The following is a 20,417-nucleotide window of genomic DNA, read 5'->3' as shown; positions in this document are numbered from 1 at the left end:
GGTTTTGTCTCTCAACATGCATGCTTCACGCATGAGATCATCATTTCAAGCGTTTGAATGCAAGCACCATGCGCCGGCTCCGCGCTATGATGGCTTCAGATGGCCTTTTCAGGCCAAGCCAGCTTTGGAGGAATGCCATGGGTCCCTTCCCGCACGACGCCCCGCCCGCCAAAATCAGCAAGGACAATCCTGCCGGCACCGATGGTTTCGAGTTCGTCGAGTTCGCGCATCCGGAGCCGGAAAAGCTCGCAGAACTGTTCACCCGCATGGGCTATGTGGCGGTGGCCAGGCATCGTACCAAGAACATCACCGTCTGGCGCCAGGGCGACATCAACTATGTCGTCAACGCCGAGCCGGGCTCGCATGCGATGAAGTTCGCCGACAAGCACGGCCCGTGTGCCGCCTCGATGGCCTGGCGCGTGGTCGATGCCAAGCATGCGTTCGATCATGCCGTCTCGAAGGGCGCCACGCCTTACGAAGGCGCCGATAAGGCGCTCGAGGTGCCGGCAATCGTCGGCATTGGCGGCTCGCTGCTCTATTTCATCGACGCCTATGGCAAGAAGGGCTCGGCTTACGACGCCGAATTCGAATGGCTCGGCGCGCGCGATCCGCGGCCGCAAGGCGTCGGCTTCTATTATCTCGACCACCTGACCCACAATGTCTATCGCGGCCAGATGGACAAGTGGTGGGATTTCTACCGCGAACTGTTCGGCTTCAAGCAGATCCATTTCTTCGACATTGACGGCAAGATCACCGGCCTGGTCAGCCGCGCCATCACCTCGCCCTGCGGCAAGATCCGCATTCCGCTCAATGAATCCAAGGACGAGACCAGCCAGATCGCTGAGTATCTGAAGAAGTACAATGGCGAGGGCATCCAGCACATCGCGGTCGGCACCGACGAGATCTATGCCGCCACCGACAAGCTGGCCGCCAACGGGCTGAAATTCATGCCGGGCCCGCCGGAGACCTATTACGACATGTCCTATGCCAGGGTGAACGGCCATGACGAGCCGATCGAGCGGATGAAGAAACACGGCATCCTGATCGACGGCGAAGGTGTGGTCGATGGCGGCATGACCAAGATCCTGCTGCAGATCTTTTCCAAAACCGTGATCGGCCCGATCTTCTTCGAGTTCATCCAACGCAAGGGCGACGAAGGCTTTGGCGAGGGCAATTTCCGCGCTTTGTTCGAATCGATCGAGCAGGACCAGATCAAGCGCGGCGTGATCAAGGTGGATGGCAAGGCGGCCTGAAATCTCAAGCTCGTTTGCGGCTCGATCGGCTTTGATTTAAGTTCCGATCATAAGAGGTCGAGCCGAGAACGTCTCCATAACCGAAGCCAGGGCTAGACTGCCGGAACTCGTGAGGCGCGCGAAGGCCGGCGAGGAGATCGTGATCACCCGACGCGGCAAGCCGGTAGCGCGTCTCCTCCCGCCTCCGGTGAGGGCGTGCCTTCTGCCACGCATCGGCACCAGTTCAGCTGTTGATGGGCCGACTATTTAAGATGAAAATTGGCGACTAAAGTCCCAGCCGCTCGACCTCCGCCTTCCTCAGCTTCAAATCATAATCGAGCAAAAACTCGTCCAGTTGCGGTGGCACAACCGATGTGCCGGACAGCATGGCGTGCACCTGGCCGCGGTGGTGGATGTCGTGCAGGAAGACATGGGCGAGGATGTCGCCGATCCTTTCAGGGATCATACCGTCCTCGCGCCGGTCGGTGACGACACGGCGATCGAGATCGGCTTCCGACAGGCCATCGCAGAAGGCGATCAGCCGCCGGTCCGCGGCCACCTGAGCGGCAAACAGCGGCTGCGGTTCGTCGAAGGGCGCAAAATCATCATGGGCCGCGGCGCCGACGCCGCCCTCTTCGAGAAAATCGAGATAGAGATAATCGACCGCGAGGATGTGGTTGAGCGTTGCCTTGATCGACGGGAAAAAGCTGGTGCGTTCGGCCTCGAACTCACCCGGCTTGAGCGCGAGCACGGCGCGATAGAGCCGGTCGTTCGACCACAGATTGTTGCCGGCCATGCGGCGCAGATGATCCAGAAGATTCACCGCTGAAACCTCCGTATCCCCTATCCCTGGTATTTCTCGACCTTCTGCTCGATGGCGCCGAAGATCGAATGGCCCGTACTGTCCTTCATCTCGATGCGCACGGTGTCACCAAAGCGCAGGAATGGCGTCCTGGGTTCGCCATTCTCAATGGTCTCGATCATGCGCAGTTCGGCGACGCAGGAATAGCCGGCGCCACCGGCCGAGACAGGCTTGCCCGGCCCGCCGTCGAGCTTGTTGGAAACCGTGCCCGAGCCGATGATGGTGCCTGATACCAGCGGCCTTGTGCGGGCGGCATGGACGATCAGCGCCGGAAAATCGAAGGTCATGTCGACGCCGGCATTGGCGCGGCCGAACGGCTTGCCGTTGAGGTCGGCAAGCAGCGGCAGGCTGACCTTGCCGCCGTCCCAGGCGTCGCCCAGCTCATCCGGCGTCACCGCGACCGGCGAAAAAGCCGAGGAGGGTTTTGATTGGAAAAAGCCGAACCCCTTGGCCAGTTCCGGGCCGGTGAGCGCGCGCAACGTGACATCATTGACCAACATGACCAGCCGGATCGCGGCACGCGCTTCATCAAGGCTTGCGCCCATCGGCACATCGTCGACGATGACGGCGACCTCCGCCTCCATGTCGATGCCGAAGGCTTCGTCGGCCATGCGGATCGGATCGCGCGGCGCAATGAAGGAGTCCGAGCCGCCCTGGTAGATCAGCGGGTCGGTCCAGAAGCTCGCCGGCATCTCGACGCCACGCGCTTTGCGCACCAGTTCGACATGGTTCACATAGGCGGACCCGTCGGCCCATTGATAGGCGCGCGGCAACGGCGAATGCGCGTCGTGCTCGTGAAAGCGGGCTGACGGCACCGCATTGTTCTCCAGCGATTCCGCGATTGTCGATAGGTGCGGCGCGATCCGGCGCCAATCGTCGAGTGCCGCCTGCAGCGTGCGCGCCAGGAAGGAGGCGTCGGTGTACTGCGTCAGGTCGCGCGAGACGACGACGAGTTTCCCGTCGCGCGTCCCGTCCTTCAGTGTGGCAAGCTTCATGCGGTTTCCTCTCCTTGTGCAGCTTTCACACTGCTTAGTTTCTTGTCTTGCGCATGATCTCCAGCGAAAACCGGTTTCCTCTTTTCGGGATCATGCTAGCGCCACAACAAGGCCGTCGCGGGCGATCGTCAAGTCGCCGGCCCATGTTTTCGCGACAGCAGCAAGCCAGTCGGCCTCGCCGATCTCGGGATCGTCGGCGGGAATGAGGTGGTTGAGCACCAGCCTCTTAACGCCGGCATCGCTGGCGATACGCCCGGCGTCTTCGGCAAGACTGTGGCTGGCGAGCAGATGTTCCTTGAGCCGAGCGCCATTGCCGGTTCTGGCAACCAGCCGCTCAATGCCCTCCTCCAGCATGGCTTCGTGGACGAGAATGTCGGCACTCTTGGCGAAATCGGCGAGCGGCGGAAAGAAAGCCGTATCGGCGGAAAAAACCACGCTTTTGCCGCGTTGGTCGAAGCGCAGGGCAAAACAGTCAGTCACCGGCGGATGATCGACGCGAAGCGCCGAAACCTTCAGGCCGCGTTGGTCGAGCACATGGCCCTCGGCGAAATCGCTGACCGAAACCAGTTCGCGAATGTCAGGCCGGCCCTCATCGAGGATGCGTATTTCGATGTCGAACTCCATCGCCTGACAGAAGCGCCGCCAGTAATGGCCGGTGCCGGGCGGGCCGAACACGCTGACCGGTGTCGCCAGCCCCGCCGTCCAGGCGGTGTGAACCAGCGGTCCGAGTTCCAGCACGTGGTCGGAATGCAGATGGGTGATGAAGATCAGGTCGAGCGCCTTCAGGCTGATCCCGGCATCGACCAGAGCGCGCGTCACGCCAAGCCCGCAGTCGACGACAATAGTCCGCCCACCGATCTCAAGCAGCGACGAACTCGGCCACGGTCCGCCTGGCCGCAGCGCTGGGCCGCCCTTCGAGCCCAGCAGCACCAGCCGGTCCGGCATTGGCTTGCCGCTCAAGACCAGTCGCCCTCGGGCGTGCCATTGAAGCGCTTCTTCAGGTCGGCCCAGCAGTCGATGTAATTGTCCTGCCGCGTTTCCAGTTCGGCGCCGTAGCGGGTCAGCATCTGCGGGAAACGGGTCTCGAACATGAAGGCCATTGTGTTGTCGAGCTTGACCGGTTTCAGCTCCGCGCGCGAGGCCTTTTCGAAGCCAGGCGCATCCGGGCCATGGGCCAGCATCAGATTGTGCAGGCTGATGCCGCCGGGAACGAAGCCTTCCTCCTTGGCATCGTACTGGCCGTGGATCAGCCCCATGAACTCGCTCATGATGTTGCGGTGATACCAGGGCGGACGGAACGTATCTTCCGCCACCAGCCAACGCGGCGGGAAGATGACGAAGTCGATATTGGCGGTGCCTTCCTCGCCGCTCGGCGCCGTCAGCACGGTGAAGATCGATGGATCGGGGTGATCGAACAGGATGGCACCGACCGGCGAAAACGTCGCCAGATCATATTTGTAGGGCGCATAGTTGCCATGCCAGGCGACCACATCGAGCGGTGAGTGGCCGATCTCGGTGACGTGGAAATTGCCGCACCATTTCACGATCAGCCGGCATGGCGTTTCCTTCTCCTCGAACCAGGCGCAGGGCGTCTTGAAGTCGCGCGGGTTGGCCAGGCAATTGGCGCCGATCGGGCCGCGGTCGGGCAAGGTCAGCTTGGCGCCGTAGTTTTCGCAGACATAGCCGCGCACTTCAGCATCGACCAGTTCGACCTTGAAGACGAGGCCGCGCGGCAGCACGGCGATCTCGCCGGGCCGAAGCTCGATGACACCCATTTCGGTGATCAGACGCAAGGCACCGACCTGCGGGACAACCAGCAACTCGCCATCGGCGTTGAAGAAATGATCGTCGACCATCGATGTGTTGGCGACATAGACATGGGCCGCCATGCCGGTCTGCCCGAGCACGTCGCCGGCCGTGGTGATGCTACGCATGCCCTTGATGAAATCGGTCGGCTCCTTCGGCATCGGCACCGGGTTCCAGCGATACTGGCCAAGCGCCAGTTCGTGATCGCCGACATTCGGCGCTGTCTTCCACAGGGGATAGGTCGCCGCCTTGAAACGGCCGGTGTGCTTGACGCTCGGCCGGATGCGATAGAGCCATGAGCGCTCATTGGTGCCGCGCGGGGCGGTAAAGGGCGAGCCGGAAAGCTGCTCGGCATAGAGGCCGTAGGCCGGCCGCTGCGGAGAGTTCCGGCCTTGCGGCAGTGAGCCGGGCAAAGTCTCGGTCTCAAAATCGTTGCCGAAACCCGGCATGTAGGAAAAGGCCATCCGATCCTCCCTGATCTCGGCTCCAAGCTTCACAAAGCCAAGTCTGCCGGTGATATTGACCAAACTGGTTTCATTTGTAACCATCGAAAATGTAACTATCAACGGCCACGGCACGTCATGGAACCCGACATTCTCGAGCTGGAAAGCTTCCTGCCCTACCGTCTCTACCGGCTTGCCGATGCCGTCAGCCGCGAATTCTCCAGGATTTACCGGGATCGCCACGGCCTGACGCGACCGGAGTGGCGCACGCTTTCAGGCCTCGGCCAGCGCGGCACGATGACCGCGACCGAGCTCGGCGAGCAGTCGGCCATGCATAAGACCAAGGTCTCGCGCGCGGTGGCCGAGCTCGAGCGGCGGCGCTGGCTGACGCGCACGCCTGACGAAAATGATCGCCGGGTCGAGCACCTTGCACTGACCAAAGCGGGGCTTGCCGCCTACCGCGAGATGGTGCCGCTGGCGATAGCGTTCGAGCGGGAGTTGCTGGGTCGACTGGGTGCAGAGGAACGTGCGGCCATTGTGAGCGGCGTGACGGCGCTGGAGGCAAAGTTGACCCCCGAGCAAGGCATAGGCCCACGCCGGGCATCGCCTGTCGATCAATCTTAGAACTAGATTCCAACGTTGGTCGGCAATGCCCCTAGCTTGAAATAGGCGCGCTCCGCTTCGATCATGCCCAGTACATGGCTTCGGAACCGCACCGGGTCGTCAACGACAGCTAGGAGCGACCGCACCTTCGAAGCCGCGTGTCTTCGAACGCTTTTAAACAGCCGACTTGCCGATTCAAAGTCACCAGCCAAGCCTGCCGCTACCCCGGCGTGGAAAGCTGCCCATTCGCCGTACGCGCCCGGTCGCAATTCATTCAAGAGGATCGTCGCAGTCGCCTGCACAGAAGGAAACGTCAGTCGGTGAAACTGATCGATTTCGACTGCCTTCTTGGCCATGTGATCGACCGCGAGCAGAAACTGTGCCGGGCTCTGGAACTGAGCGAAGTCTCCAATGCGCTCAGCGCGATCGAAGGTAAGTGTTTCTGGGAGCGAACCCCAGAGCCAGTGAACGGCTACGTTCAGGTAAGAGCCTTTCGACCAAGAGCTGGGTTGGAACTCGACTACGCTTAGCCAGAAGCCACGGTCAGCCATCCAGATCCGTGACTGACCCTTTCGCCGAAATCCGGCGGGCTGCAATACGGTCTTTGCCTGCGAGGCGATGATACGTCCGTGCTCGTTTTCCGCCATATTGGCCCCCCACAAGCAACCGGCTTAGCGCCTACCAATCCATCACCACCTTGCCCGAACTGCCGCTCCTCATCGCATCGAAGCCCGTCTGGAAATCGTCAATGCCGATGCGGTGGGTGATCAGGCCAGTCACGTCGAGCGGCCCCTGGACCAGTGCGATCATCTTGTACCAGGTCTCGAACATTTCGCGGCCATAGATGCCTTTGAGATGCAGCATCTTGAAGATGACCTTGTTCCAGTCGATCTCGAAGCCGGTCGGCGCGATTCCGAGAATGGCTATCTTGCCGCCATTGTTCATGGTGTCGATCATGTCGCGGAAGGCGGGGGCAGCGCCCGACATTTCCAGGCCGATGTCAAAGCCCTCGGTCATGCCGAGGGCCGGCATGACGTCGCGCAGCTTTTCCTTCGAGGCGTCGACGACATGCTGGACGCCGAGCTTTTTCGCCAGCGCCAGGCGCACCGGGTTGATGTCGGTGATGACTACTTTTCGCGCGCCCACGCATTGGGCGACGAGCGCGCCCATGATGCCGATCGGCCCCGCGCCGGTGACCAGCACATCCTCGCCGACAAGATCGAAGGACAGTGCCGTATGCACCGCATTGCCCAGGGGGTCGAAGATCGCCGCGATCTCGTCCGGCACGTCGTCGGGGATCGGCACGACATTGTGCTGCGGGATCGCCAGATATTCGCCGAAGGCGCCGGGACGATTGACGCCGACGCCGAGCGTGTTGCGGCACAGATGCCCTCGCCCCGCGCGGCAGTTGCGGCAGTGGCCGCAGACGATGTGGCCCTCGCCCGAGACGCGCTGGCCGACCTTGTATTCGGTGACCGCGGCGCCGAAATCCGCCACCGTGCCGACAAACTCATGGCCGGTCACCATCGGCACCGGCACTGTCTTCTGTGCCCACTGGTCCCAATTGTAGATATGCACGTCGGTGCCGCAGATCGCCGTCTTCTTCACTTTGATCAGCACGTCGTTGGGGCCGATCTCCGGCACCGGCACCTCTTCCATCCAGATGCCTGGTTCGGCCTTGGCCTTTACCAGCGCCTTCATCATGTTCGACATTCTTTTGTCCCTTGAATCTCTTGATCCGGAATCGCTTTTCGGCGCTGGCCGCTCACGAAATCACGCCCAGCTCCCTGCCGACCGCGCCGAAGGCCTCGACCGCCCTGTCGATATCGGCACTGGAATGCGCCGCCGACATCTGCGTGCGGATACGCGCCTGGCCTTTCGGCACCACCGGGAAGGAAAAGCCGATGACATAGATGCCGCGCTTCAGCATGCGCGCCGCCATCTCCTGCGCCAGCGTCGCATCGCCCAGCATCACCGGAATGATAGGATGGTCGGCCCCGGCGAGCGTGAAGCCGAGTTTGCCCATCTGCGACCTGAACCGCGCCGCATTGGCATAGAGGCGCTCGCGCAAGGCGTCGCCATTGCGGATCAGCTCGAACACCTTGATCGAGGCGCCGGCGATCGCCGGCATCAGCGTGTTGGAGAACAGATAGGGTCGCGAGCGCTGGCGCAGCCAGTCGACCACTTGCCTCTTGCCCGAGGTGTAGCCGCCCGAAGCGCCGCCGAGCGCCTTGCCCAGCGTACCGGTGATGATGTCCACCCTGCCCTCGACGCCGCAATGCTCAGCCGAGCCGCGGCCTTGTCTGCCGACGAAGCCGACAGCGTGGCTGTCGTCGACCATGACCATCGCATCGTATTTGTCGGCGAGGTCGCAGACGCCCTTCAGGTTGGCGATGATGCCGTCCATCGAAAACACGCCATCGGTGGCGATCAGCCTAAAGCGGCAATCCCTGGCTTCCTTCAGCCGCGCCTCGAGATCGGCCATGTCGTTGTTGGCATAACGGAAACGCTTGGCCTTCGACAGCCGGACGCCATCGATGATCGAGGCATGGTTCAGCGCATCCGAGATGATCGCGTCTTCCTCGCCAAGCAGCGTCTCGAACAAGCCACCATTGGCGTCGAAGCAGGAGCCATAGAGGATGGTGTCTTCCAGGCCAAGGAAGGATGAGATCGTCGCTTCGAGCTCCTTGTGTTCCACCTGCGTGCCGCAGATGAAGCGCACCGACGCCATACCGTAGCCATAGCGATCCAGAGCCTGCGCGGCCGCCTTTCGCAGGTCGGCGCTATCGGCGAGGCCGAGATAGTTGTTGGCGCAGAAGTTCAGCACCTTCTCGCCGCCGACCTCGATCTGGGCCGACTGCATCGAGGAAATCACCCGCTCGGACTTGTAGAGGCCGGCCGATTTGAGCCCGGCAAGCTCGCTGTCGATATGGGAGAGAAATGCTGCGGTCATGATCGGGCCTCGTTTGACGTGGCCAGACTGTCGTCCGGCCCGCGCAAAAAATCCATCGCAAAAGCGACCGGATGGGGTGGCCGGGCAGCATCGGATGAGACGCACGGGTACAGCCCAGGCCACCAGTTGGGAACACTCGCGCCAACCAATGTTCAAATGCGGGCCGGCGGCGAAAGGAGCCGATAACCATTTCGCGATCTTTCCGCATCTTCCCCTTGCCGTCAGGCTGTCGGTTTCCAGTCCTGTTAACGTTTGCGGCTCAATGGTGGTCATACAGGAATCCGTTGGCAAAAGGGCCGCCCCCGAACATGTCGCAGCAGCCGGTGCAAACCGTTTCAGGCAAGCTCATATTGCTGATCAAGGCGGGCTATTGGCTGGCGCTGCTGATCATTGCGGCCATGGTGGCGGCGTCCTTCGTCTTGCTGCAGCAGACGATGGCCACGCAGCAGCACAACAACACCTTGCTCGACATTGTCGGCACGCAGAAGACCTTGTCGCAGCGCATCGTCTTCCTGGCCGGTGCAACCGGTGCCGCCTCGCGCGACAAGCGGCCGGCATTGGTCAGCGCACTGAAGCAGGCCACCGCCGAGTTCGAGACCAATTACGATCTGCTGCTCGAGCAGACCGGTGCGGATCCGCAATCGCCGGCCAAGTTCGATGCGAAGTCGATCGAGAGCGTGCTTTTCGCCAAACCCTTCCATCTCGATTATTTCTCGGTCGGGCTGATCGCCAATGGCGACCGCCTGATCTCAGCCCTTGAATCGCAACTCAATCTCGACAATGACGGCTACAAAGGCAGCGCAGAACGCGTCAACCTCGATGCCTCGGTCGCCAACGCCACCTTGTCGGGCTATGCCGCGCTCGGACAGCGCATCAGCGCCGATGCCGACGAGCGCTCCGAAAAGCTGCTCGCGCTCCACCGCACATTGTTCTACGCCACCCTCGGCGTCATCCTGCTGGTGGCGCTGTTCATCTTCAGGCCGATGTCCAACGCGATCCTGCGCAAGACACGTGAACTGGTCGATGCGCGCAATTCGATGGCCTTCATCGCGGTCCATGACGGCCTGACCGGCCTGCACAACCGCACCTTCCTGACCGATCATTTCGACACGCTGATCAAGGGCGCGCACCGCCGGCGCGAACGGCTGGCGGTGGTCCAGCTCGACCTCGACCGCTTCAAGCAGATCAACGATACGCTCGGCCACGCCGCCGGCGACTATGTCCTGGTCGTCACAGCCCAGCGCATGCGCGATTCCTGCCGGGCGTCGGATCTGTGCGCGCGGCTCGGTGGTGACGAATTCGTGATGATCCTCAACGGAGCGGGCAGCACCGAGGACATCAACATGCTAGCGCGGCGCATCCTGGCGCATATCAACGAACCGATCGTCTTCCAGGGCACCACCATCCTTCCGGGCGCCAGCGGCGGCATCGCCGTCTATCCGATCGACGCCGACAACGCGCAGGACCTGCTCGTCCATGCCGATCTGGCGCTATACTCCGCCAAGAAAATGGGCGGCGGCAACTTCTCGTTCTTCTCGGAGGAGTTGCGCCGCGAGCTCGACTACCGCAAGCAGCTCGAACACGACATCAAGGTCGCCATCTCCGAGCGGGCATTCCAGGTTTATTTCCAGCCGCAGGTTTCCTTGACCGACGGCACGATCAGCGGCATCGAGGCCCTGGTGCGATGGAACCATCACGAGCGCGGCATGATCTCGCCGGGCGAATTCATTCCGGTCGCCGAGAAATGCGGCTTCATGCCGGAGATCGGCCGCATCGTCATCAGCAAGGCGATCAACGAAGCCGCCGAATGGAACCGCGCCGGGATTGCCTTCGGACGGCTTGCCGTCAATGTCTCGGGCACCGAGCTGCGCGAGCACGATTTCGATGCGTTTCTGTTCGAGACGCTGGAAAAGGCCGGACTGCCGCCGCAGAAACTGTCGCTGGAAATCGTCGAATCCGTCATTCTCGACGATGAGAAGACAGGCATCGCGGCGAAACTGCGTCACATCAGGGCAGCCGGCGTCCACCTGGAACTCGATGATTTCGGCACCGGCTATGCGTCGCTCAGCCACGTCAATCCCAATGAGATCGACCGGCTCAAGATCGATCGCCGCTTCGTCCAGAATATCCATGAGAATGGCGACAACTCGAAGATCGTGCGCGCCATCACCGAGCTTGCCCGGGGGCTGGGCATCTCCATCGTCGCCGAGGGTGCTGAAACCGAGGCCGAACTCGACTCGCTGATGGCGATCGGCTGCGACCAGGTACAGGGCTATTCCATCGCCTTTCCGATGCCGCAGGACAAGGCGCTGGAATGGCTGACCGCCCGCATGCCGAAGAAGGCCAAACTGCGGGTCTTGCAGGGCAGCCTGGCGTAACTGCCCGCCTTGACAATCAGCCGCCGAAATGGCGGCCTGCGGCAAGTGCAACCGGATCGCTGGAGCTTATGACATTCTTTCGGTTTGTCCTGGCGGCCATTCTGATGTCCGCGCTGCCGGCCCATGGGGCGGACCGCATCATCTATCTCACCTTCGACGACGGCCCGCTGAACGGCACCAGCAACATCCTCGACGTGCTGCAGGCACAGCAGGTTCCGGCAACACTGTTCATGGTCGGCATGCATGCCGAGGCCAGTGCGTCCACCAAGGCGCTGGTGCGGCGCGCCAAGGCGATGCCGCTGGTGACGATCGGCAACCACAGCTACAGCCACGCCTATAATCACTACCGGCACTTCTATGGCGATACGGAAGGGGTGGTTGCAGACATGCTCATGGCGAATGCCGTGCTGGGCCTGAAGCCTGCGGTGCATGCACGACTGCCGGGGCGCGATGTGTTCCGGCTGCCCTCTATGTCAAAGGACGACAACTCGCTCGGACCCGCGCAAGCCGGCCGCGAGGACCCCGACTACGAGTTCGTCGCCGCTTCCGGCTTCTATCTGTATGGCTGGGATCATGAATGGGTGCACAAGGACAACGGCGAGCCGGTGCAGAGCGTCGATCATCTGGTCAGCGAGATCGATCATCTGTTCGGCTATGGCCACTTCGACAAGCCCGGCAGGCTGATCCTCTTGATGCATGACGAGATGTTCCAGGACGGCTTTGACGGCAAGACGAAGCTTACCGACCTGGTCACCGCGCTGAAGCTGCGCCATTACGCCTTCGGAGCGATCCCGAATTATGACAACTGAGCCGATGGTCCGGTATTCCTAGCTTTCGACATTGTCGCGTAGCGCCGCCAGTACCTGCGCAAACTCCGCCAGGCGCTCGTCGGGCAGCCCTGTGCGAAGCCGCCTGTCGAAGGCAAGCGCGGCCTGCCGCAACGTCTCGAACAGCGCTTCTCCCGCTTGCGTCAGTTCGACCTGATGGACCCGGCGGTTGACGGGATCGCGTCGGCGAGTCAGCAGGCCCTGCGCTTCCATCGCATTGAGGTGGTGGGTCAGCGTCGCCCCCTGGATGCCGATCATGCCGGCAAGTTCGCGCTGATTGGCGAGCTCGCTCGACTTGACCGACAGCAGCGTGAGCCAGACCGGCAAGGTGCCGCCCGCTTCGACCAAAGCGGCGTCGAAGGCCTGGGCGACAAGTTTGGCGGTGCGGCCGAGGTTCATGCCGATTGGCGGGCGTTCAAAGGGCGTCATTGCCGGACACTAGACGGTGTTTTTCCCAGATGGAACTGACTCCCGCTTTATACATTGACATCTAACTGTTAGATATCTAATTGTTAGATACCCCCCACAGATGAGAGGAGAGCCGTCATGGAATATGTCTACATCGTCGTCATCGGTCTTCACGTCATGACAGGGGTGTTCTGGGCCGGCACCACCATCACGCTTGCCCGCGATCCCGAGATCAAGGCGGAACGCTTCATCCAGCCGCAGATGGGCGCGGCCGGCATGGTTTTCCTGACCGGGGCGCTGCTGTGGTATTTCTTCCATGGCGCTTATTTCGGCTCGATGGAAATGGTGCTGGCGCTGGGTATCCTGGCCGCTTTCGCCGCCGCCGGCGTGCTCGGCGCCATGGTCAGGGCGCCCAGCCGGCGGCTTGCCGGCGCCAATGCGGAAATCGAAACGCAACTGCGGGCCAGAATGGCCCTGGGCGAACGCATCGCTGCGTGGCTGCTGGTGGTCACGGTGCTGTGCATGGCGATCGCCAGGATGGTCTGAGCACCGTCCACGCCAAAAAGCTCCGAGATCGCACGTTGCCCGGCGATGAGCCAGTGACGTGCGGGCGCGCGGCCAGGCCGGCATACATGGGCTCTCGTATGCAGGTCCGACCGCGCGCCACCAACACCACAAATTGCGCCAGCCCGAGCTGGCCTTGCATCAGAACCGCAAGCCGAACCTGATGCCGTCATAGATGGCGGCGTGAATGTTACGCGAAGCGACCGCATCGCCGATGCGCAACAGCACGAAGCCTGCTTCGGGGTTGCGTGCTGGGAAAATGTCGCCGCCGGCGACCAGACGTTCATAGTCGATCGCGCCGCCATTCTTCGAAAGCGGCTTCAGGCTGAGGTAAAGATCGTCGAGCGGCGCCGTGCCATGCTCGACCACCACCTGGTCGACCCTGCGTTCCCCGCGCCAACCATCGGCAAAGTCCGAAGCGAGTTCGGCGACCAGTTGGTTGCCCTCGCGCCGCACCGAGCGCAGGCGCGTGTTGATGGTGATGGTGACGCCTTTCTCCTGGAAAGCGCGCATATACGGCACGTGGTTCATGCCGCCCATTTCGGGGGCGAAGAAACGCTCCGGCGAGACCAGCTCCAGCCTCGCACCGCTGTTGGCGATCAGCTCGGCCGCCCCCATGCCCTGATGGCCGCCATTGTCGTCAAAGAGCAGAACGTTTTCGGCCGGCTTGACGCTGCCGGCCATGATGTCCCAGCTCGACGTGACGAGATTGTCGCCGCTCGTCAACGGCGGGTTCTGCGGCAGGCCGCCGGTGGCGACGACCACAACATCGGGCGCCAGTGCCAGAACATCGTCCTTTTCCGCCCAGGTGTCGTAGCGGATCTCGACGCCGAGCCGATCGAGTTCGGCCAGCCGCCAGTCGATGATGCCGATCAGCTCCTTGCGGCGCGGATTCTGCGTTGCCAGACGGACCTGGCCACCCGCTTGCGAGGATGCCTCCAGGATCGTGACCTGGTGGCCGCGCTCGGCTGCGACACGCGCCGCCTCCAGTCCGCCGGCCCCAGCACCGACGACGACCACTTTCCGCTTCGGCCCTTCGGTCTTGACGATGATGTGCGGAATCTCGGCCTCGCGGCCGGTCGCCGCGTTGTGAACGCAGAGCGCCTCGCCGCCTTCGTAGATGCGATCCAGACAATAGGTGGCGCCGACACAGGGGCGGATCTCGTGCTCGCGGCCTTCCATCACCTTCCTGATGATGTGCGGATCGGCGATATGCGCACGGGTCATGCCGACCATGTCGAGCTTGCCGGTAGCGATCGCATGGCGCGCGGTGGCGACATCGGAGATGCGCGCCGCATGAAAGGTCGGGAACTTTGTCGCGGCCCTCACCTCGCCGGCAAAATCGAGATGCGGCGAAGACCGCATGCCGGTCACCGGAATAACCTTGGTCAATGCCGCGTCGCTCTCGATCGAACCGCGGATGATGTTGAGGAAATCGACCTTGCCGGAGCCGGCCAGCCGCCTGGCGATCTCGACGCCTTCCTCCTTCGACAGGCCTTGCGGAAAATCCTCGTCGGCGACCATGCGGATGCCGACGACGAACTTTTCGCCGACTGCCGCGCGCACCGCATCCAGCACCATGTTGGTGAAGCGCAGGCGATTGTCGAGCGAGCCGCCATACTCGTCATCGCGATGATTGGTGGCCGGCGACCAGAAGCCATCCATCAAGTGGCCGTAGGCCTCGAACTCTATGCCGTCGAGGCCGGCGGCCTGACAGCGCTGCGCAGCCGACGCATAGTCGGCAACGATGCGTTCGATGTCCCAGTCCTCGATGGTTTTTGGGAAAGCGCGGTGCGCCGGCTCGCGCACCGGCGAGGCCGAGAGCACCGGCAGCCAGTCGGCCTTGTTCCAGCCGGTTCGGCGGCCAAGATGGGTGATCTGGATCATCACCTTGCAGTCATGCTCGTGGCAGGCATCGGCGAGTTCGGCCAGCCACGGCACGATGCGGTCATCATAGACATGCAGATTGCCGAAGGCCGCTGGACTGTCGCGCGAAACGATGGCCGAGCCGGCGGTCATGGTCAGCGCCATGCCACCCCTGGCCTTCTCGGCATGGTAGAGCCGATAGCGTTGTTTCGGCATACCGTCCTCGGAATAGGCCGGCTCGTGGCTGGTCGACATCACCCGGTTCTTCAGCGTCAAATGCTTGAGCTGGTAGGGCTGAAGAAGCGGGTCGTTGCTGGTCATCGTCTTCCTGCGGTTTCAAATTGCGCTGGAGCAGGTGCTGCAGCATTCCCTAATTTAAGCATCGGATTCGTCTGAAAACCGCTGCGCACGTTTCGGTCCGATGCTAATGAGCGGAAAATTCGAAGGAACCCTGCCCATGATCGATACCAAAACCCTTACCCAGCTCGGCGCGCACGTCGAGACGCCACAGAGCCCCGAAGCAGCGGTCCTGGAAACCGTGCCGTTTTCGCGCGGCGACGGCCCGCCGGCGATCGTGCGCTTCACCTGCCCGGAGTTCACCTCGCTGTGCCCGGTGACCGGCCAGCCGGATTTCGCCCATATCGTCATCGACTACGCACCCGATGCGGCTTTGGTGGAATCGAAGTCGCTGAAGCTGTTCATGACCTCGTTTCGCAACCACGGTGCCTTCCATGAGGATTGTACCGTCATGATCGGCCGCCGCATCGTGGCAGCAACCAAGCCGCTGTGGTTGCGCATAGGCGGCTATTGGTATCCGCGCGGCGGCATTCCGATCGACGTTTTCTGGCAGACCGGCGCTCCACCTGAAGGCGCCTGGCTGCCGGACACGGGCGTCGCCCCCTATCGCGGGCGCGGCTGAGCCCCTCATTCGCACTGATATTGGCTGAGCGCCCATTCTCCGGTCACCGACAGAAGATCGGAAATCTTCCAGTCACCGGCTACCTTCTTGAGCTTCCATTCGAGACGGTGCTGGTGACCTTCGACAACGAACGCGACGACCACCTTGGCCTCGTCGTCGTTGACGGCCTCGACCGAACGCAGACTCCGGTCGACGGCGAGCTTGTCATAGTCGGCGTTGTCGAGTGCCATGTTGGGGTCGAGGCATTCGCCCTCACCCGAAGCGCGCAGCGCGTCACTCTTGTCGAGCACGGTTTTCGCTGGATCGATGAAGTTCTTGCGTTGGGCTGGATCGAGTTCCAGCCCGGGATGTTCGTAAAAGGGCTTCACCACTGCCGTCGGCGATCCCGGCAGAACGGGCGCCGCCGGCGGCAACTCGACCGGCTTTTCCTGCGGCGCCGGCGTTGCGGCAGGAGGCGTAGCGGTGCTGTCTGGAGGCTGGCCGCCGGCGGACGGCGCGTTCGGCGGCGGTGAGCCGAACAGACCTTGAGCGGCGGCGGCGCAGGTCAAAACGCACACGATCACCAGGGCCATAAGACGGGCCATCGCATCACTCCAGGCTTCGAAAGGTCATGCGTTCAGGCCGGCGGAATGTCCAGCCTTTGGTCGTCGAAACCTAGTCACAAAGATGCAGAATTTGAGGAAGCCAACAAGCACTTCGAGGCGAACGGTTCGCGCGGCTGCCCGCGCCAACCGTTCAAGAACAATCGTTTCAGCGGAACTATCGGCAGATCATCGGCGAATCATCGGCAACGCAAACGACGCCAATGCCTGCCGGCACCAAGAAACCTACAGCCATGTCTGGCTGGCGGGTTTGCGTATATTGTGCCAGTACCCTGGCAGGTTCCGTCAACAAGGAAGACCGTCTCTTGAACTATCTAGACGCCTTGGGGCTAACCCATGAAACGCTTCGGCCGGCCAACTATTGCGAGATCGGCTGCAGACTGGGCTATAGCCTGGCTCTGTCAAGAGTTCCGGCCATAGGCATAGATCCCGACTACGAGATCAAGGTCGCGTTGACCGCCCCCACGCGGTTGTTCAACACCACCAGCGACAGTTTCTTCGCACGCGACGACGTGGCGCAAATTCTCGGGGCACCCATCGATTTGGCGTTCATCGACGGGTTGCATCTTGTCGAATTCGCACTGCGCGATTTCATGAATCTGGAGAAGCATGCCAGCCCAGACAGCGTCATTGTCATTAATGACCTGCTGCCGCAGCACATGGATTACGCGTCACGGCAACGCAATACAACGATCTGGACTGGCGATGTCTATCGCCTGATACCTATTCTTCGCCACTACCGGCCCGATCTGGACATTCGGGTTTATGATGTCGACATGAAGGGTTTCGGCCTGGTGACCCGGCTCGATCCGTCGTCGGACGTGCTCACCGCCAACTATGGCGCCATCGAAGCCGAGATACTGGCTGGGAAGTGGTCATTTCCAACCGTCGCAGCCATCCGCGACCACATGCAACCACGCGCCACGGATCTGTTGGCTAACGATCTTGGGATCATCGCGGCACAGCGCGCGACCAAGGCTTCGATGCAATCGGACCGGCGCGTGGTGCCAGCATTGTCGCAGCGCAGGCCGCGCCTCTCGGTCATCATCTGTGCCTACGAGATGGCGCGCGAGGCACCCCGCACGATCCTGTCCGCGACCGCTCCCTATCAGAAGGGACTGAGGTCGGATGAATACGAAGTCATCGTCGTCGACAACGGCTCAAGCACGCCGCTCACATACGAAAATCTGCCGCCAAATGCGCAAATCGTAAGAGCACCAGACCCCAGGCAATCCCCGGTGTTTGCTCTGAATTGGGCTGCGCGCGAAATCGCCAAGGGGGATATTTTGTTGTTTGCCATCGATGGTGCCCGCATATTCTCCGAACGACTGATCGATGAGAGTGTAAAAGCTCATGGCAGGATGGAGGATGCCTTTGTGTTCTCGCTGTCCTGGCACATTGGTCCCAAGGTGCAGATGCAGTCGGTGCCGGAAGGATATGGGGCGGAGATCGAAGATGGATTGATCCGTGCCGTGCGCTGGCCCGACGAGTCGGACGGGCTGTTCGGGATTTCGGTATTTGCCGGCTCCTCAAGCAGTGGTTTCTTCGGCGGCATCACGGAAAGCAATTCTTTCTCGATAAGCCGCACATTGTTCGACCGACATGGCGGCTTCGACGAACGTTTCACGTCCCCAGGCGGCGGCTTGGCAAATCTCGAGATATTTCGTCGCTACGTGACGCGCCCTGACGCGCGCAATGTCTGCCTGCTCAGCGAGGGGACGTTTCACCAGGTCCATGATTCCGTGGCGACCTCGGGCAAAAACAGGTGGGAGGCTTTTGCCAGCGAATACGAGGCAATCTTTGGCGGTCCCTATCTCAGGCCTTCATATCATTGCTTTTATCAGGGAAAGCCGCGCGCCGGTATGGTTCCATTTATCCTGCAATCGCTTCAGGGTTGATTGCCGGTCGCCGGCGAAACGCGATCGATCGGGTTTCAAGATGTTGCTTGCGGCCAGGCAGCCTGAAGGCTGCCAGCGCGGCGCCATGCAACACCGACACCGCGTGGCTAGCTGAAGCACGCCCAAAGTCCGTGGAAAGCTTGGTCTTCAGGTCTTACTGCATTCCACCGGACAGCGAGCACGGCCCGGTGGAATGGTGTGTCATGCAACAGAGCGCTTATTGCAGCGGTGCGCCTCCAGGTCCAGGGAATGCCGTCAGCGGCGTGCCATCCGAGACATTTCCGGAAATCATGTTGTTCTTGAAAGACTGCACCACACCCGATCCGCTAGAGCCGACACCGGTCACGTTGGCGAACACGGTCGATCCGCCAAGAGTGACGATCGAACTGCCGGCGCCGCTGGCAGCCCCACCATTGGCATTCACGCCCACGCCGGCATTGGACGACACCGTCGTATTTGTTACCGTGGCGCGGACCTGGGAGGCTGCGGCAACCGTCTTCACGGTCACGCCGTTGCCGCCGTTCCCGCTGACCAGGCTCGCTGTCAACGCCATATTTATGGCCAGGGTGTCACCCGTGCCATCGACGGTGATACCGGCGCCGTTGTTTGTGACCTCCGTTCGCGTGAACGCAGCATTTATCCCAACGGCGCCAGTCGTCTTGATCAGGATGCCATTCGTGGCTGCCTCGGATATCCGGGTATTGCTGATATAGATTTCGGTGGGTCCGTTCGGCGCGACTTCCACGCCCTGGCCAGTGACCCGCTGGATGATCGAATCCTCGATATGCAGTTGGCCCTGACCAAGGAAGCGTACGCCATTTAGGCCTGTGCCTACGCCATCGATATCCAGCCCCCTGAGATGCACAACGCTTCCAGCCGGAGCGTTGACAATGACACCATTGGTTCCGGCGGAGAGAACCCCGCCTTCCGTATAGACACAGTCGATCGTAATCGACTTGGTGATTGTCACCGTACCGAAGCCACCGGGATCGAGGCAGTTGATCTCCCCGCTGACGGCCGTCTTCGAGATCGCGCCGGCAAAGGTCTTGCAAGGCGCCGTGCGGCTGCACGGATTGGCGTCGTCGCCGACGCCGGAAACCCAGGTCCGGGTCGCTTGAGCGGAAGCCGGCGTGGCGATCACCGCCGTCGCCAAGGCGAGAAACAGCGAAGATAATAGGTAGCCCAGAATTTTCATGATCATTCCCCCTAAATGGAACAAGAGATTCGTTCACAACCAAGCGGAGGAAGTCTAGCGCTTCGCCTTGTCAAAAGCAACGTGATGTCAAAACCGGATCGCTGATTTGAATTTCTCGTGCGCGTGGCGATCCGCCAAGCTACGCAACCGCCATCATGCCATTGTTACATCGCCTTCACACTACATTCGAAGTGCTTGGCGTTCCACGAAATTTAGAAAGCTTCGCGCGTCGGGGATGCCGAGTGGCGACACGAAACCGTCGATTCGACACCCCGGCCGGAACGGCCAAGGCCCATGGCATCACTCCGGATCTTGGCCCGCCATGCATTCGAGCTGGCTCAGCGTCCAGTCGCTGGTCTTCGAAGCAATGTCCGATACCTTCCACTTGCCGTCGACCTTCTTCAATGACCAGTGCATTTCGCGTTGCGAATCGTCACCGTCCGAAAACAGCTTGAAGCTTGCCACCACTTGTGCCGTGTCGCCATCCACCGTCTCGGACAATTTCAGGGTCTTGGAGACCGTCTTCTGATCGAAATCCTGCGCATCAAGACCGGGGTCGAAGTCGATGCAGGCGACCTGGTCGGGATTCTTCTTGGTCGCCTGGTCATTGAGATCGAACAGTTTCGTCACCGGCACGGTGAAGCGATCCCGGTATTGTGCATCGGCCTCGAATTTGACCGCCGGAACATAGAAGAACTTCACGGCGTCCGACGCCGGTCCGGCGAAGGCGGCCGCGGGTAAGGCTATCGCGAGGGCGGCAAGGAGCACTGTCCGTCTCATGCAGAATCTCCGGCTTTTGATGGCTTGTCGCAATCAATACCACGCATCCTGCATACCGGCTTTTTTGCCGCTCATGAAGCCCCTGC

The 20,417-nt window shown here is 61.5% G+C and carries 20 protein-coding genes; 8 read left to right on the top strand and 12 right to left on the bottom strand.

Annotated elements, in window-relative coordinates; all coding sequences use genetic code 11:
• Positions 1–137 precede the first annotated feature (137 nt).
• Together hppD and CK228_RS15515 are read left to right on the top strand one after the other, a co-directional pair.
• Complete coding sequence (gene hppD / locus CK228_RS15520; protein ID WP_095788394.1) at positions 138–1,253, top strand: 4-hydroxyphenylpyruvate dioxygenase; 1,116 nt, start codon at positions 138–140, stop codon at positions 1,251–1,253.
• A 46-nt stretch (positions 1,254–1,299) separates the two neighbouring features.
• Positions 1,300–1,503: a type II toxin-antitoxin system prevent-host-death family antitoxin gene (locus tag CK228_RS15515; RefSeq protein ID WP_348629130.1), complete on the top strand. Its 204-nt coding sequence runs from the start codon at positions 1,300–1,302 to the stop codon at positions 1,501–1,503.
• Positions 1,504–1,518: 15 nt separating this feature from the next.
• Here CK228_RS15515 and CK228_RS15510 read toward each other — a convergent pair whose 3' ends face one another.
• The 4 genes from CK228_RS15510 to hmgA all read right to left on the bottom strand — a co-directional run bounded on the left by CK228_RS15510 (position 1,519) and on the right by hmgA (position 5,359).
• Complete coding sequence (locus CK228_RS15510) at positions 1,519–2,055, bottom strand: DinB family protein (protein WP_095770505.1); 537 nt, start codon at positions 2,053–2,055, stop codon at positions 1,519–1,521.
• 20 nt (positions 2,056–2,075) lie between these two features.
• Positions 2,076–3,089 carry a fumarylacetoacetate hydrolase family protein gene (locus CK228_RS15505; RefSeq protein ID WP_095770506.1) on the bottom strand — a complete coding sequence of 338 codons (1,014 nt, stop codon included), beginning with the start codon at positions 3,087–3,089 and terminating at the stop codon, positions 2,076–2,078.
• Between the two features lie 90 nt (positions 3,090–3,179).
• Positions 3,180–4,034, bottom strand: coding sequence for an MBL fold metallo-hydrolase (locus tag CK228_RS15500; RefSeq protein WP_179295937.1), 855 nt, complete (start codon positions 4,032–4,034; stop codon positions 3,180–3,182).
• An 11-nt stretch (positions 4,035–4,045) separates the two neighbouring features.
• Positions 4,046–5,359 (bottom strand): homogentisate 1,2-dioxygenase, encoded by a 1,314-nt coding sequence (gene hmgA / locus CK228_RS15495; RefSeq protein WP_095770907.1) that lies wholly within the window; start codon positions 5,357–5,359, stop codon positions 4,046–4,048.
• A gap of 117 nt (positions 5,360–5,476) precedes the next feature.
• On the opposite strand from hmgA, the gene CK228_RS15490 reads away from it, so the two are divergent.
• Complete coding sequence (locus CK228_RS15490) at positions 5,477–5,962, top strand: MarR family transcriptional regulator (RefSeq protein WP_095788392.1); 486 nt, start codon at positions 5,477–5,479, stop codon at positions 5,960–5,962.
• 2 nt (positions 5,963–5,964) lie between these two features.
• Here the strand turns inward: CK228_RS15490 and CK228_RS15485 are convergent, their stop codons facing one another.
• The 3 genes from CK228_RS15485 to CK228_RS15475 are packed head-to-tail and all read right to left on the bottom strand — an operon-like array spanning position 5,965 to position 8,894.
• Positions 5,965–6,588: a DUF4304 domain-containing protein gene (locus CK228_RS15485; protein WP_095791644.1), complete on the bottom strand. Its 624-nt coding sequence runs from the start codon at positions 6,586–6,588 to the stop codon at positions 5,965–5,967.
• Positions 6,589–6,619: 31 nt separating this feature from the next.
• Positions 6,620–7,654 (bottom strand): L-threonine 3-dehydrogenase, encoded by a 1,035-nt coding sequence (tdh, locus tag CK228_RS15480; protein ID WP_095770509.1) that lies wholly within the window; start codon positions 7,652–7,654, stop codon positions 6,620–6,622.
• 52 nt (positions 7,655–7,706) lie between these two features.
• A complete protein-coding gene (locus CK228_RS15475; RefSeq protein ID WP_095788390.1) occupies positions 7,707–8,894 on the bottom strand; it encodes a glycine C-acetyltransferase in 1,188 nt (395 codons plus the stop codon).
• 308 nt (positions 8,895–9,202) lie between these two features.
• Here CK228_RS15475 and CK228_RS15470 point away from each other — a divergent pair, with 308 nt between their 5' ends.
• Together CK228_RS15470 and CK228_RS15465 are read left to right on the top strand one after the other, a co-directional pair.
• Entirely contained in the window at positions 9,203–11,272 is a 2,070-nt protein-coding gene (locus CK228_RS15470) for an EAL domain-containing protein (RefSeq protein ID WP_095770511.1), read from the top strand.
• A 104-nt stretch (positions 11,273–11,376) separates the two neighbouring features.
• On the top strand, positions 11,377–12,081 hold the full coding sequence (locus tag CK228_RS15465; protein ID WP_245317978.1) for a polysaccharide deacetylase family protein: 705 nt from the start codon (positions 11,377–11,379) through the stop codon (positions 12,079–12,081).
• 18 nt (positions 12,082–12,099) lie between these two features.
• On the opposite strand, the gene CK228_RS15460 is transcribed toward CK228_RS15465, so the two are convergent.
• Positions 12,100–12,528 (bottom strand): MarR family winged helix-turn-helix transcriptional regulator, encoded by a 429-nt coding sequence (locus tag CK228_RS15460; protein ID WP_095788389.1) that lies wholly within the window; start codon positions 12,526–12,528, stop codon positions 12,100–12,102.
• A 117-nt stretch (positions 12,529–12,645) separates the two neighbouring features.
• Between CK228_RS15460 and CK228_RS15455 the strand changes: the two genes are divergently transcribed.
• Entirely contained in the window at positions 12,646–13,053 is a 408-nt protein-coding gene (locus CK228_RS15455; RefSeq protein ID WP_095788388.1) for a hypothetical protein, read from the top strand.
• A gap of 159 nt (positions 13,054–13,212) precedes the next feature.
• Here CK228_RS15455 and CK228_RS15450 read toward each other — a convergent pair whose 3' ends face one another.
• The gene (locus CK228_RS15450) at positions 13,213–15,258 is read right to left on the bottom strand and encodes an NADH:flavin oxidoreductase (RefSeq protein ID WP_095788387.1); all 2,046 of its coding nucleotides are present in this window, start codon (positions 15,256–15,258) and stop codon (positions 13,213–13,215) included.
• Positions 15,259–15,394: 136 nt separating this feature from the next.
• On the opposite strand from CK228_RS15450, the gene queF reads away from it, so the two are divergent.
• On the top strand, positions 15,395–15,856 hold the full coding sequence (queF, locus tag CK228_RS15445; RefSeq protein WP_010915503.1) for a preQ(1) synthase: 462 nt from the start codon (positions 15,395–15,397) through the stop codon (positions 15,854–15,856).
• 5 nt (positions 15,857–15,861) lie between these two features.
• On the opposite strand, the gene CK228_RS15440 is transcribed toward queF, so the two are convergent.
• The gene (locus CK228_RS15440) at positions 15,862–16,440 is read right to left on the bottom strand and encodes a hypothetical protein (RefSeq protein WP_095788386.1); all 579 of its coding nucleotides are present in this window, start codon (positions 16,438–16,440) and stop codon (positions 15,862–15,864) included.
• Positions 16,441–16,763: 323 nt separating this feature from the next.
• Between CK228_RS15440 and CK228_RS15435 the strand changes: the two genes are divergently transcribed.
• A complete protein-coding gene (locus tag CK228_RS15435) occupies positions 16,764–18,356 on the top strand; it encodes a class I SAM-dependent methyltransferase (protein ID WP_179295923.1) in 1,593 nt (530 codons plus the stop codon).
• A gap of 217 nt (positions 18,357–18,573) precedes the next feature.
• Here CK228_RS15435 and CK228_RS15430 read toward each other — a convergent pair whose 3' ends face one another.
• Together CK228_RS15430 and CK228_RS15425 are read right to left on the bottom strand one after the other, a co-directional pair.
• Positions 18,574–19,557, bottom strand: coding sequence for a right-handed parallel beta-helix repeat-containing protein (locus tag CK228_RS15430; protein WP_179295922.1), 984 nt, complete (start codon positions 19,555–19,557; stop codon positions 18,574–18,576).
• A 294-nt stretch (positions 19,558–19,851) separates the two neighbouring features.
• Entirely contained in the window at positions 19,852–20,331 is a 480-nt protein-coding gene (locus tag CK228_RS15425; RefSeq protein WP_095788384.1) for a DUF3828 domain-containing protein, read from the bottom strand.
• Positions 20,332–20,417 lie beyond the last annotated feature (86 nt).

Origin of the sequence: Mesorhizobium sp. WSM4312 (assembly GCF_002294875.1) — a bacterium.
Taxonomy (GTDB): Bacteria; Pseudomonadota; Alphaproteobacteria; order Rhizobiales; family Rhizobiaceae; genus Mesorhizobium.
This window is presented reverse-complemented; position numbering and strand designations above follow the sequence as displayed.